Origin of the sequence: Variovorax sp. J22G73, assembly GCF_030317035.1 — a bacterium.
In the GTDB taxonomy this organism is placed as follows: Bacteria; Pseudomonadota; Gammaproteobacteria; order Burkholderiales; family Burkholderiaceae_C; genus Variovorax.
In genome coordinates this window covers 256,445-269,700 of record NZ_JASZYK010000005.1, presented here as the reverse complement: position 1 = coordinate 269,700, position 13,256 = coordinate 256,445, and the positions used below count along the sequence as shown (strand labels likewise).

Genomic DNA, 13,256 nt, shown 5'->3' with positions numbered 1-13,256 from the left:
CGTGAGTGTTCCGAAAATAGAATCTGAACGATGCGTAGCTCGCGATCAGCTCAGCATCGCCAATGCACAACGAACACTCTTCCACTCCGTTCCACATCAGGACAGACCTACTCGCAAGTCTTGCGTTGTTCTGTCTCTTGGCGTTTGCGGTACTGTCGCCAGTTTTCACCGATGGGTCGGTTGCTGGAGTTGAGGCGGCAGGGGAGGGGAACCTGTTTCGCCAGCTGGTGTACATCTCGATTTTCGGGATAGCACTCGTCTGCGGAAGACCGGTCGGCGTTCCCTGGCGTCTGTCTGTCATCCCTGTGAGCATTCTTTTGACGCTCGCGTGGTGCGCTCTCAGCATCGGATGGGCCATCAACCCATCGGTCGGCGCGCGTCGGCTGTTCCTGACTGTCATCGTCGTTGTCAGCACGTTCCTGCTGGTCGATCGAAGCGGCTTTGTGCGAACGCTGAAGTTGGTGAGGGTGTTGATGGTGCTGGTGCTGTTGGCGAATTACGTGGCTGTGGTGGGTTGGCCGGACTGGGCGATCCATCAGGCCACCGAGGCGGACCCGAGCGTCGTGGGCGCCTGGCGTGGTGTTCTGCAGCAAAAGAACTTTGCCGGCGCTGCCTGCTCGCTCACTGTCCTTTTCTTCCTGCTGGACGCGCGGGAGGTCCGAGCCATCGTCCGGTGGACGGTCACTGCCGCTGCTGGCTATTTCCTCTTCCGAACAGAGTCGAAGACCTCGATGGCATTGCTCGCAGCCAGCGCGGTGGTCGGATTGGTATCGCTGAGGTACGACGTGCGCTACCGCAATGTGCTATTAGCGGTCGGAGCGGTGCTGGTCCTGCTGATCGCCTTTATCGTCCCCGCATATTGGGCCGACATCGTCGCGCCTTTTGCTCGCGAAGACACGCTCACCGGCCGGGTCCAGATCTGGCCACCTCTTTTTCAGTTCTGGCGTGAACACTGGTTGCTGGGCTCCGGCTTTGGATCTTTCTGGAACATCGGGTTCCCTGAGCCTATCGCTGCATACACCGGAGGCTGGGTGGCCCAGATCACCAGCGGGCACAACGGGTTCCTCGACCTGGTCGTGCAGATCGGACTTCCCGGGCTTTTGCTGGCGCTGTGTGCCGTGATCGTTGCGCCCATGCGGGTATTGCTGACCGACGCCGGTCTGGACCGTTCGAGGCGCAGCCTGCTGACAGCGCTCGTGGTGTTTGGTGTCGGGCACAACCTCACCGAATCCAGTCTGTTCGACCGCGATGCGGCGGTGCACGTGTTCCTGATGCTCGCCATCGCGTTGCTGGCTGTTGAGACACGTTCGGCATCGGCGCCTGCGGACACGCTGGCTGGAGCGACTGCCTAACCGATGAAAGAGTCGCGGTGGCTCGTCGTGCCATCGAGCATGCGCATTTCCGATGCGTAGGTCGAAAGCATTTCCTCGACGGACGGGTACATGCTCCCAAGCTTCTCAACTCGGCTGCGCAGCTGTTGACGTAGCGTCTCATCGAAGGCAGCGCTGCGGATGGCATCACCAATCTGCTGAGGCGATGCAGGGTCGCAAAGCACCGCTGCCGACGACCCATCCGGCAGTCCGACAGCTTCCACTTGCGCCGGCACGCGGCTCACCACGAGGACGGCGCGTGCCGATACGGCCTCCAACAGCGCCAAGCTGTTGCCCTCGTAAAAACTGACCTGAACAAACACGTCGGCGGCATGCAGCAACTCGCCGACATCGGGCCTGCTCACCGTTCCAAGCAAATGGACGCGCTCGCCGAGGTTGCGGCGCCGAATCAATTCCTCGCAGGCCTCGCGTTGCGGTCCGTCGCCGGCCAAGACCAACTGGACGCCATCTACCGCAACGATGGCTTCGATCACACCCAAGACGTTTTTCTCTTCGGAAAGGCGACCCAGCATGAGGACCATGGCACCATGCAGCGGCACGCCGAAGCGGCGCCTGATGACTTCTGGCGCATGGCTCGATGCACTGATTGGCGTTACCCCGTTGCGGATCACACGCAGACTTTGCCGATAGCGCGTGGGATGTTTGTCGAACGATTGCGCGACCGAGTTTGACACGCAGAAAACCCTGGCATACATGCCGGCGGCTCCCGCCATTCTGTCCAGCGCCCGTGCAACCCTGCCGTGAGTGACGTACGGGTTGTGGTGCGTGGCGACAGCCTTGCCTCGGCAGACCGTGGCAGCCACGGCACTCAGTACGTTGGCCAAAGGCATCACACCGAGGACGACGCTGGACTTGCGATGGCGGGTGAGTCGCAGAAAGCGACTTGCCGCGCCCAGCAATGACATCGCTCCACCGCCCGCGCTGAGCACCTCGATCTGCGGGCGGGGATCGTGGTCAGCGCCTTTTTTCAGCGCCACGATCGAGCACGTATAGCCCAGAGAATCGAAGTGCGCTTTCAGCGCGAAGATGTAGTCGAGCGTCCCGCCTTTGGACGAGTGCGTGGTCAGAAAGACGATGGAGGGCTTCGACATGGCGTGGTCTCTTCAGTGGCGGTAGTGCTTGAGGCGGCGAAACCGCTGCGAACTGGTGTCGTACGTCTTCGTGAGAAGGTGGTAGGCGGCTAGCGGGTTCGTAACCAGATAGCGCCCTCCCAGTCGCACGGGTTCCTTCATTGCGCGGTGCAGCCATTCCAGTCCGGCTTGCCGCATCCATTGGGGCGCGCGCGTGACCGTGCCGGCGCAGTGGTCGAACAGGCCGCCGCAGGTACGGATCCAGGTGAGCCCCTTCAGCCGCTCGCGGTTGCGAATGGCGAAAGCTTCTTGATATGGGCTGCCCAACCCGACCCAGAGTACATCCGTGTCCAGCGCGCGGATTTCTTCGCAGATGGATTCCTCTTCTTCTGGCTTGAAGTACCCGTGCCGCAGTCCAACGATGTCGAGCCCATCATGGATGGCGCGCAGGTTGTCTGCCGCGCGAAGCGCGATGCCGGGTTTACCGCCCAGGAAATAGAACTTCAGGTCATTCCTGATCGCTGCCTGTGCTGCGTCGTGAATGAAGTCCGTGGTTGCCACGCGTTCAACTAACGGACTCTTGCACAGCAGCTTCGTGGCAAAGATGAGCGGCATGCCATCTGCATCGACGATGTCCGCCTGAGTGATCAGACGCCTGAACGACGGTTCAGCATGGAATCTTGCAATGACGTAGCCATTTGACGATGTCACTACACGTGGATGCGTCAGGTGTCCTCGCGCGACCTCGCTGTGGTCAGCGAGCATCTGAACGGCCATCTGCGTGCGGGTTCGCCGTATGGTGACGATGCCGCCGACCACCAGGCTTTCTGAAATTAGCATCTGAGTTCTGTGGGTGAGGCGCGCAAGGCTGGAGTGCCCTTGCGCGCGGGGTCAAGAAGGCTCGCGGTCACTGGACCGCCACACATTCGTCGTTGGCTGCGAACTGGTAGGGCACCGGGGTGCAGGGCGACGGCTCACCGTAGGCCCAGCCCGAGCCCTTGAATCCGAGATAGACGCGGCCGAAGCGGTCTGGATCGCCTTCGATCACGGTCACCTGGTCCAGTGACCCGACGGGAAAGCCACCGACGCGCTGCCAGCGCCGGGCGTCATCGACGGAGCGCCAGATGCCATAGCGGCCGGCCACACGTCCAGCAAGAAAAATTGCGGGGTAGGCCGCATCCGCGGCGGCGCGTCCAAACGCTACGTCTTCCACCTGGTCGACGCCGTCGAGGGCGGACCACGAAGCGCCGCCGTCGCGCGAGCGTCGCAAGCGTGTGTCGAAGTGGCCGTAGACGCCCGAGGTGAAAAAGAGGTGACCAGCATGGCCAGGCACAGCCCGCAACTTGGCGCTTTTGGTGCTGTACGGCGCGATCTCTCCCACGAACGCGCGCTTCCATCGGGCGCCGCCGTCGTCGGACACCCATAAACCCGCCAGCGCGGCGTTGTAGCCGTCGCCGCTATGCACCAAGTAGAAAGTGCCGCTTTGCTCGCGATCGGCCGCCAACGTCTTGCGGTGCAAATGGAACGCAGAGTGCGAACCTGTCAGGGGTAGAACCTCACCGGGCAATGTCACGCGCGACCAGCTGGCGCCGCGGTCTCTGGAATAGTAGGGCGAACGATTGAACGAAGGTGCCCAAACGATGTTGGTGGTGTCCCCTGCGGACACGGCGATGGAGCCGAAAGACATGCGCCAGGGGTCGGACGGCGCAGTACCTGGCGGCTGAGGCAGCTTGGCGAATCGGTACCAGCTGCGGCCGCCGTCCGTGCTGTAGCCGGCCAACACCGCGTCGCCGTCACCCGAACAGCAGCCAGTGCGGGTGTCGGAGGCATTGGTTGCTAGAAAGAGGGGATCGGCCGGCGACCACGCCACCTGCTGTGCCGCGATCAGCACGCGTTCCTTGGGACCGTATCCGGTGGAGAAGGTGTCGAGATCGCCCTTTACATGAATCCCAAAGTCCCATGCGGCGAAAACCGCTGCCCGGCCTGCAGGCTTGATGACATCGTTGGCCACGAGCTCTTCGATTCCGCGGGTCTGGCTGACCCACTGGATGCGCTTCGGCGTGCCGGCAGTATCCGCGTAGTAGACGCCGGTGCCCGTGCCAGCCCAGAGCCGGCCGGGCACCCGGGGGTCGAACTGCACGTGCGCCATCGCAAAATAGGACTTGTTGCTCACGTGCAACCAAGGAGGATCGCCCACGCCGACCTCTGAGCGATGTTTGAGCTCGCTCCAACGGCTGCCCAGATTGCGCGAGACAAAGCTGCGACCACCTTCATCGAACACATACACATGCGACGAGTGATCATCAATGGCCAAAGTGGTGAACGCGAGCGCAGGTAGCTCGGCTGTGTTCGAGAGTTGGCTCCAGGCGCCATCCCGGTAGCGCCACAGCGAGCGCGAAGTACGGTCCACGCCAAAGAAGGTGCCGTCTGGCGCGAAGGCACCTTGGCCGAGTTGACGGGGGCTGTCTTCCGAGCTGTTCGGCAGGCGCGAAAAACTAGCCCCTTTGTCACGGGAGATATACACGCCTTCGCCTGGTATCGCAGCCCACACGGTGCTGGCCTGCAACCCAGCATCGGGAGCAAACCAGAGCACGCTGCAGCCACCCCCTGCTGCCGGCTGAGCTGTGGGGGGCGCTCTGCCTGCTGGCAGCGTCACCCGTTGCCAATGCGCGCCGGCATCGGTCGATCGCCAGACGCCGCCTGCGGGTGTGGCGAACAGGACCAGGTCGGCGTTTGCGGGGTCCACTGCCATGAAAGGCCCGCTGTCGCGATAGGGGCTGTTGGGATCGAACTCGACAGCGGTCGAGCCCAGAGGTGCTGTCTTGACGAACCGCGCGCCTCGGTCATCAGAGCGGAGCACACGGCCTTTGAACGCCATGAAGATTCGCTCGGGATTCGAGGGCGCCACCACCACCTCGAAGACGCCGTCATTGGCGGCATTCTGGAAGTGCAGGTCTGCCGGCATGCTCGATGCGGTCACCAGTTGAGTCCAGCGGTTCCGATCGGCCAACCAGAGATAGGCGCCGTATACATCGGCACGTGCCACGCGCGTGGCGCCTGTGCGGTCCGCGCTGAGTCCTGTGATGAATCCGCCACCACCGATTGCTACTGGCTTCCATCGGTAGCTTTCGGGCGCCGAGATGTCGGCCAACGCCGGCACGACCGCCCAGCACGACAGCAGGCCCAGGCATGCAGCTGCGCGTACACGTGCAAGCGACGCGGCGAGCCACGTAAGTGCACAGCGCAGCGTGACGCGCGCGCTGGCAGTTAGCGTCGACAGGGCGCACACGCTGGCAGGCCTCAGGCGCGCTCGGTGCCGAGCAGCAGTGGGGATTTGACTGGGCCGCTTCGGTAGGAGGCGCCATAGGCCACGTCGGTCGGCTTTGCGTCGTTGAACACGAGCCCGGTGAGGGGGGTGCCGCTTTGCTGAAATCGCTGTTGCGTTTCAAGCAGCTGCCGGACACTCGTCACGCCGCGGCGCGCCACGCAATAAACCAGGCCGACATGCTTCGCGATGATGAGCGCGTCGGCCACCGGGAGAGTAGGGGGCGTGTCGATCACCACGTAGTCGAAGCGACTGGACAGCTCGTTGAGCACGAGCGAGAGCGCATCCGTGGCGAGCAGGTCGGCTGGATGGGTGCGCAAGCTGCCGGTCGACATGAAGTGCATCGTCCCAGCGACATGCTGCGTGGCGTCCTCCAGTTTCATTTCTGACGTGATGGCCTCGGCCAGTCCGCCCGCGCGCTCGCGTCCAAAGTACTGGTGAAGGGTGCCGCCTCGCACGTCAGCGTCGATCAGCAGGACGCGTTTGCGAGAACTGGCGATCAGTGCGCTCAGGTTCGCCGCCACGAACGACTTGCCTACCCCAGACGTCGGGCCGACGATGGCGATGATGTTGTTGGGCGCATTGCGGATTGAGAAGTCGATCGCCGTGCGGAATGTCCGCAGGCTTTCCATGGCGCCAGTCTCCGACGCGTTTTCCGCCAGCAAGTGCAACCGAGGGTCCTTGCGCGTCGCAGCCTTCAGCAGGCGTACTTGCAAGGCGCTGTGCGGCACCACGGCGGTGACGGGCAGGTCGATGGCTCGAGCCAACTCGTCGCGGTCGTCGATGGTGTTGATGAAGGAATTCCGAAAGAGTGCAGTGAACATCGCCACCAGCAGTCCCGCCACGGCAGCTGCTGCCGCGATCAGCTTGCGGTTGGGTTTGACCGGTGTGGTGGGGATCACGGCGCTGTCGATGAGCCGGGCGCTGCCGATGCTGCTGGCCTTGGCCAGCCTCAGTTGCTGAGCCGTTGCCAGCAACGAGGAGTAGAGATCCGTATTGACCTTGACGTCTCGGGTCAGCTGCGCGGCGTCCTGCTCCGTCGCAGGTATTTTCTTCAGCTTCTCGTTCAGTGAGGCGATTTCGGCCGCGCCCGTGCGGATCTGCTGATTGACTGCCTCGACAAGGGGGTTCTCGCTCTGGTAGCGCGTTAGCAGTTCGTCGCGCCGCTGGCGCAGTTCGACCATGCGGACCTGCGACTGGACCGACAGTTGGAGCGCTGCCTTGACTTCCTCTGCGACATCGACTGTGCCCCTGTTATTGCGAAATGCGCTGTATCGCGCTTCCGCGGTTTCGAGCGAAGTTTTCAGGCCTGGGAGCTGGCTCTCGACGAAGGCGAGCGATCGCTCGGCATCTTCAGATCGCAGGCTGACGTTCTGCTGCAAGTACTGACGTGCAATCTCGTTCAGGATGGCCGCTGCTGCGTTCGCCTCAGGGTATTGCAGGCTGACCGAAATGATGCCGGAGGCCTTGTTGTTCTCGGCAATGACGAGTGCCTTCTGTAGCTTCTCGACGGCGTCCACCCTGGACGTTCTCTTCAGCACGAACTCCGCGCCGGGGCGCCCCTGGATTTCGTCGATCTTCAGGATGACTTCCCCTTCGGGAATCTGCAGCTGCAGCTGTTCGCCCACGCGGGCGCGCCCATAGACATGACCACCATACTGAAGGTTGTAGGTCCCTGGCGCCTCGGCCTGGACGACAAAGGCCTTCTTCGTCATGGACGCCGGCACGTCGAACCGTTGCACAGCAATCGACTCGCTGCCCCAGGTGGTGCCGCCATAGCCGAACAGCCCCGGCTCTGAGAGTTCGGGATTGTGTTCCGCCACGTACGCCCCAACCACCGGCAAGCGCTTCGGTGCAGCTTCGATGTAGAGGCGGAACGCCTCAACCGCTCCCGTCACAACGGCGCGTGAGCGCAGCAGCTCGAGCTCGGACGTCGCTGCTGTCTTGAGCTCGAACAGGCCCGACAGATTGGCCGGCAAATTTTTCGGGGCCGCATCACCAAGGTCGACCTTGATGAGGAGGTTTGCCTGGTAGACGGGCGGCACCAGCATCGCAACGATGCAGCCGGCCGCGAAAACCAAGGCCGTGATGCCGCCCACCATCCATTTGCTTTGCCAGAGCACGCGCGCGACATGACCCAGGTCAAGCAGATCGCGTGCAGGCTGCGGCCGAGCGCCGCCGTCTTGAGAGGAACGCTTCATTGTCGGAGTCCGGTCATTGAGTTCATCGGCCGGTGCGACCTATTTCGTCGTGTTGACGTTGTAGTAGGAGGCAGTAGCGCTCGCTGCATTCGGCAGGATGAGCGACATGATCCGGTTGAATCTGGCGAGCCCGGAGGCGTCGACGAAGACGACATCGCGCGGCGTGAGCTGGAATTCGTCAGCGAGCGCCAGCGCGACAGGTGACTGCGCATCCAGGTTGTAGACCAGGGGCGTCTTGCTATTGGCGTTGCGTACCACGTAGACCTGTGTGCCCGCGGCGCTCAACTGGTTGAGCCCTCCGGCTTCACCGAGTGCCTGCGTGAGCGACATGCGACCATCCACGAGCGGCAGGGCCTTTGGTGCGTTGACTTCGCCCAGTACGTAGACCTTGTTCTCGTCGCGGCTGCGCACGCGAACGACGTCGCCGTTGGCCAGTACAACGGACGAAGGACTGATGCCTTGGCGCACCAGCAGCGGCAAGTTGATCGTGCGGGTCACACCTCCCCGGCTGACGGCGATCGCGCTCTGGTCGGCCATGGGAAGCAGGCCGCCGGCACGCGTGATTGCCTCCAGCAGCGTCATGGGGACGTCGTCGATCGCCTGGTTGCCGGGTGTCTTCACCTCTCCGTCAACATAGACCTTCTTGCTTCTGAACGACAGCACCCGCAGCGTCAGATCTGGTTTCTTGATCGACTTGAACAGGCGGGCAGAGAGCTTGTCCCTGGCCTGTGTCTCGGTGAGGCCGGCCATCTCGATGCTGCCTACGTAGGGAAATTGGATCTGGCCGTCTTGATCGACCACGTAGGCGGCTGGCGTCTGCGCGCCGTTGGTGCTCGACAAAGCCTGCGCGCCGGTTGTCGCGATGTTGAGTTCGGGATAGTTCCAGACGAGCACGGACAGCAAATCACCCTTGCCGATGACGTACGAGGCCGGCGCCTTGACGAACTCGCTGACATCCTGCTTCGCCGCGAGGTCTCGCGCGCTTTGCTCCCGCGCAATGAGCTGGGGCGAGATCATCTGGACAATAGGCTGAACCTGGGCGGTGTCGCTCGTTGTCGGACGCTCGCCGTTGCCGATCCGCATCCCCGACTCCATGTTCGCGCAGGCCGCCATCGCGCACGACGTGGAGATGATCATCAAAAGGCGGGCTGTGCAGAGCAAGACGTTCCTTCCTGGATTGGCGGTAGCGGTGCGTGCGCGCCGGGCGGCTGGCCGGTTGCCACAAGCGTGGATCTGTCCATCGACCACTGAATCGGCCATCGAATCTATCGTGACTCGCCGCTTTCAGTAACCTATTAGTTGACATTTTGAAGACATTTCAGCAGAACAGTGCTTTGGAGCGTATGTTCACTGAGACGTCGTGCGAGAACGCCGAACTAATCGCAGTATTAGGAATAATGTACGCGTTTCATTCGTTTTGTGAAACGTTTGGATGTACTATCGCGCCGATCTTCAGCCAAGAGGCGCCTCCTTGACCACGGTTGGACCCGTCCATGCCCCCGTTGCTCGACTCCAGGATTTCGCGCTACCTCCTCGCCGCAGCCGGCCCTGTTGCTTCGGCCGGCGCCCAGTTCGCGCTGTCGGTGGTGCTCCTGCACTCTTTAGGTGCGGAGGCTTTCGGGGCGTTTTCGTTTCTGCTGGTCGCGACTCAGTTCGGAGCAGGAATCACGGGCGCACTTTTCTGTGCTCCGCTGCCCTTGCTGATGTCGATGAAAGACCACGCCGCTCGTGACGGCGACGTCAGATCGCTTTTCGCCGCCAATGGGCTCGCTGCAGTCGTTTCTGCCACCGTGTTTTTAACGGCAGGGCTCGCGGTCGGAGTAGGGTGGGACGCCTCGCTCCTGTGCGCCGGCTTCGCGGCTTCTTCCTTGTTGCGATGGTTTGCCAGGACGCATGCATATGCCTTGGGTTTTCCGCTCCGCACCACCGCTTCCGACATCACCTACAGCGCGGCTCTGCTCTTGGGCGTCGTGGCCGTGTGGATGGCCCCGCAGCACGCACTTGCCGCGGCGTTCGGCGCGCTCGCTCTCAGTGCTGTCGCCGGTCTGCTGCCGTTCGGGGGCAGCTATTTCCGGAGCCAGTTCGCGGACCTGAGGCCGCGTGACCTGCCTGGCTACCTGCGCATCTGGCGCCAGCATTCCGGGTGGTCGCTGCTCGGCGTGCTGACCACCGAAGCCACGGCCAACGCCCATGTGTACATCGTCACCTTTGCTTTTGGCGCGACCGCCTTCGCCCCTCTGGCCGCGAGCGCTTTGTTGATCCGGCCAATCAGCGTGGTCATTAACGCGCTTACCGAGTTCGAGCGGGCGCAGATGGCGCGCCAGATCGGCGCAGGTGCGCGCGGATCGGCCATCGGATCGTTGCGGGTTTTTCAGTGGGCGCTCATCGCCACGTGGGTGGCCTCAGCGTCAGCGGCTGCGCTTCTGTTCCTTTTCGCACCGAGGCTGCTTTTCCCCGAGCGTTACGACCTCTCAGTCATCGCGGCCAGCGCGGCACTCTGGCTCGCAGTCGCCGGCGTGCGCGCCGCCCGCACGCCGCACGGCGTGTTGCTTCAGGCAGCCGGAGAATTTCGGGTGCTCGCATGGGCCAGCGTCATCTCGTCTGTTGGCTCCATTGCGGCGGTGACGGCCCTCATCTGGCTGAAAGGCCCGCTCTGGTCGATCGCCGGGATTTTGTTCGGGGAGTTGCTGATCGCCGCCTGGATCTGGCGCGCGGTGGGTACGTGGATACGCGGAACAGGCAATGCTGGCAATGCGCCAGCCAAGGAGCACGGCTCATGGTGACGGTGGGAATCAAGGCGCTCAACGAGGAGGCGAGGATCGCAGCCGCCCTCGAACATGCATTGCGCGCGGTGGCCCCGTTCGACGGCGTCGTGGTGCTGGCCGACAGCGGCTCCACCGACCGGACGCTGGAGATCGCCAGCAAATACCCGGTGCGGGTGGTGCAACTCGCCGACCACTCGCAGCGCTGTTGCGGCGCCGGTGCGCAACTCGCGTTCCAACATGTCGACACGGAGTTTTTCTATTTGCAGGACGCGGATATGGAGTTGGATGCGACGTTCTTGCCAGAAGCTATCGACTTCCTGCGGGCCAACGCGCAGGTGGCGGGAGTCGGCGGCCATGTGAACGAACGCATCGTCGAAGGTGAGGAGTTCCAGATTCGGGTCAGGTCCGCGCATGCCGAAAGCCATCGACGGCCTGGCTTTGTCGACCGACTCGACGGAGGCGGCCTGTACCGCGTCGAGGCGATCCGGCAGATCGGATATTTTGCAGACCGGAATCTGCACGCATTCGAAGAGTTCGATCTGGCAGCCCGACTCGAAAGCGCCGGTTGGCGGCTTGCACGGCTGGATCGCACGGCGGTCGACCACTTCGGACATACCATCGGCGGCTACACGCTCATGCGTCGGCGCATTCGCTCGGGCTATACACGCGGCGCTGGCGAAGTGCTGCGGGCCGCACTCGGACAGGCGCACTTTGGCGTCGTGGTGCGTCGGCTCAGCCATTTGCGAAACGCGACCGCCGTCATCTGCTGGTGGGTGCTGCTGGTGTTGAGCGGCATCTGGCAGCCGCTCGCGCTGTTTCCGCTGGTCTTGGTTCCCGTTGCCTTCCTTGCATACCGTCGCGGATCTCTTCGCCTGGGCATCTACTCCTTCACCTACTGGAACGTGGGCGCCTGGGGACTCCTCTCGGGCTTGCTGCGCCGCCGCGTGCATCCCCGTGAGCCACTGGGCGCGCGGGTCATCACCGGCGCCGGGGGGCTCTCATGATTCTCGTGACGGGAGGTGCCGGATACATCGGCTCGCACACGTGTGTCGCGCTGGCCCGCGCGGGCCGCGAGTTCGTCATCGTCGACAACTTCTCGAACAGCGATCCCGGCGTTGGCGACCGCCTCGCGCATATCCTCGGGTTCAGGCCTGAGATAGTGCAGGGCGACATCCGGGATGCGACCTTGCTCGACTGGTTGTTCGCGAGCCGACCTATAGAGGCGGTACTTCATTTTGCTGGACTCAAGTCAGTTGGCGAATCTGTCGAACTGCCTCTGGACTACTTCAGCCACAACGTGACCGGGACGCTCTGTGTGCTGAAGGCCATGCGACGCGCGCAATGCTGGACCTTTGTGTTTTCTTCTTCAGCCACGGTATACGGAGAGGCAGGGGACATGCCTGTGAATGAGGACATGCCCCGTGGCGCAACCAGCCCCTATGGGCGCAGCAAACTGTTCGTGGAAGAGATGCTCGATGACTTTTCACGAGCCGACTCTTCTTGGCGCATCGCCAAGCTGCGCTACTTCAACCCTGCCGGTGCCCACGAAAGCGCACTTATCGGCGAGCGGCCCAATGGAGTCCCGAACAATCTCATGCCCTACGTCGTGCAGGTGGCTGCAGGAGACCGTCCTCTGCTTCGCATCTTTGGCGGGGACTACTCGACACCCGATGGAACTGGTGTACGCGACTTCATCCATGTCATGGACCTTGCTGAAGGCCATGTGTCAGCGCTGGACTATCTGGCGTCGTCGAACGATGGGATCGTAGTGAACCTGGGTACGGGTAAAGGAACTTCTGTGCTTGAGATGGTGGCCGCGGTCGAGCGCGCGAGCGGCAATGCGGTACCTTATGAAATCGTAGGTCGTCGACCAGGAGACGTCGCCTTGAGCTTCGCGGATGTGACCCGTGCGCACGTTCACTTCGGTTGGCGTGCAACGCGAGACATCAACCAGATTTGCCGCGACGCGTGGAGTTGGCAGTTGGCTGCATCGAAGCAAGCTCGGCAAAGCCGGAGAGAACTCATCTGACGAGGTCGAATCAGCGCTGAGGAGCTGTATGTCCAAACCAGCTCGCCAGCATCAACAATGTCCTGCGTGCTGCCGGCGGGGGGAAGTAAAGCAGAGCCGGTCAGTGCTCTCCGTTGGGTGACATTTTCGAGTTCATTGAGCTGCAGGCGGCTAGTGGGTGACAGGTTGGTACGCCACAGCAAATTGACGCGCTAATTTCCTAGCCGTTTCTCCAGTGTCCACAACTCGGCTCTTGGCGTTATCAGAGTGAAGCCAACAAAGCATGAGGTCGGAGTGTCGCGGCGTGCCCGAGGCCCAACAAGCCAGGGCAGATGCGAGATGTTCTCAAAATAGGCAATGAGAGTTGTGTTGACAACCAAATTGTTTATGTTCTGCTAGCTACAGATCGGTCAATTTCGCCGACGACAAATGAATTTGGAAGTTAACATAAGATTCATTGTATGAAATTTAGCTGCGTAGCGGCTGATTAGTAATG

The 13,256-nt window shown here is 62.3% G+C and carries 9 protein-coding genes; 4 read left to right on the top strand and 5 right to left on the bottom strand.

The genetic code is table 11. The annotated features are described in order from the left end of the window. Nucleotides 1-62: 62 nt before the first annotated feature. On the top strand, nt 63-1,352 hold the full coding sequence (locus QTI51_RS20695) for an O-antigen ligase family protein (protein ID WP_286515473.1): 1,290 nt from the start codon (nt 63-65) through the stop codon (nt 1,350-1,352). On the opposite strand, the gene QTI51_RS20690 is transcribed toward QTI51_RS20695, so the two are convergent. The 5 genes from QTI51_RS20690 to QTI51_RS20670 form a co-directional block, all read right to left on the bottom strand. Then, nucleotides 1,349-2,482, bottom strand: coding sequence for a glycosyltransferase family 4 protein (locus tag QTI51_RS20690; RefSeq protein ID WP_286515472.1), 1,134 nt, complete (start codon nt 2,480-2,482; stop codon nt 1,349-1,351). The two genes, QTI51_RS20695 and QTI51_RS20690, sit on opposite strands and share 4 nt — an antisense overlap. Before the next feature lie 12 nt (nt 2,483-2,494). Beyond that, nucleotides 2,495-3,301, bottom strand: a complete 807-nt coding sequence (locus QTI51_RS20685; protein ID WP_286515470.1) for a WecB/TagA/CpsF family glycosyltransferase — start codon at nt 3,299-3,301, stop codon at nt 2,495-2,497. A gap of 67 nt (nt 3,302-3,368) precedes the next feature. Continuing rightward, entirely contained in the window at nt 3,369-5,750 is a 2,382-nt protein-coding gene (locus tag QTI51_RS20680) for a beta propeller repeat protein (RefSeq protein WP_286515468.1), read from the bottom strand. Between the two features lie 11 nt (nt 5,751-5,761). Further along, nucleotides 5,762-7,987 (bottom strand): polysaccharide biosynthesis tyrosine autokinase, encoded by a 2,226-nt coding sequence (locus QTI51_RS20675; RefSeq protein WP_286515467.1) that lies wholly within the window; start codon nt 7,985-7,987, stop codon nt 5,762-5,764. A 39-nt stretch (nt 7,988-8,026) separates the two neighbouring features. After that, nucleotides 8,027-9,124 carry a polysaccharide biosynthesis/export family protein gene (locus QTI51_RS20670; RefSeq protein WP_286515466.1) on the bottom strand — a complete coding sequence of 366 codons (1,098 nt, stop codon included), beginning with the start codon at nt 9,122-9,124 and terminating at the stop codon, nt 8,027-8,029. Nucleotides 9,125-9,480: 356 nt separating this feature from the next. Here QTI51_RS20670 and QTI51_RS20665 point away from each other — a divergent pair, with 356 nt between their 5' ends. From QTI51_RS20665 to galE, 3 genes are read left to right on the top strand one after another with little or no spacing between them, the layout of a single operon-like run. Further along, the gene (locus tag QTI51_RS20665; protein WP_286515465.1) at nt 9,481-10,770 is read left to right on the top strand and encodes an MATE family efflux transporter; all 1,290 of its coding nucleotides are present in this window, start codon (nt 9,481-9,483) and stop codon (nt 10,768-10,770) included. Further along, nucleotides 10,764-11,756 (top strand): glycosyltransferase family 2 protein, encoded by a 993-nt coding sequence (locus QTI51_RS20660; protein ID WP_286515464.1) that lies wholly within the window; start codon nt 10,764-10,766, stop codon nt 11,754-11,756. The genes QTI51_RS20665 and QTI51_RS20660 overlap by 7 nt, the downstream gene beginning before the upstream one ends. Beyond that, entirely contained in the window at nt 11,753-12,781 is a 1,029-nt protein-coding gene (gene galE, locus QTI51_RS20655) for a UDP-glucose 4-epimerase GalE (RefSeq protein ID WP_286515463.1), read from the top strand. The genes QTI51_RS20660 and galE overlap by 4 nt, the downstream gene beginning before the upstream one ends. Nucleotides 12,782-13,256: the final 475 nt, after the last annotated feature.

What these genes read in the sequence shown, in the direction of transcription:
- QTI51_RS20695 (WP_286515473.1), top strand. Translation starts at nt 63, where the DNA reads ATGCACAACGAACACTCTTCCACTCCGTTCCACATCAGGACAGACCTA.
- QTI51_RS20690 (WP_286515472.1), bottom strand. Translation starts at nt 2,482, where the DNA reads ATGTCGAAGCCCTCCATCGTCTTTCTGACCACGCACTCGTCCAAAGGC.
- QTI51_RS20685 (WP_286515470.1), bottom strand. Translation starts at nt 3,301, where the DNA reads ATGCTAATTTCAGAAAGCCTGGTGGTCGGCGGCATCGTCACCATACGG.
- QTI51_RS20675 (WP_286515467.1), bottom strand. Translation starts at nt 7,987, where the DNA reads ATGAAGCGTTCCTCTCAAGACGGCGGCGCTCGGCCGCAGCCTGCACGC.
- QTI51_RS20670 (WP_286515466.1), bottom strand. Translation starts at nt 9,124, where the DNA reads ATGATCATCTCCACGTCGTGCGCGATGGCGGCCTGCGCGAACATGGAG.
- QTI51_RS20665 (WP_286515465.1), top strand. Translation starts at nt 9,481, where the DNA reads ATGCCCCCGTTGCTCGACTCCAGGATTTCGCGCTACCTCCTCGCCGCA.
- QTI51_RS20660 (WP_286515464.1), top strand. Translation starts at nt 10,764, where the DNA reads ATGGTGACGGTGGGAATCAAGGCGCTCAACGAGGAGGCGAGGATCGCA.
- galE (WP_286515463.1), top strand. Translation starts at nt 11,753, where the DNA reads ATGATTCTCGTGACGGGAGGTGCCGGATACATCGGCTCGCACACGTGT.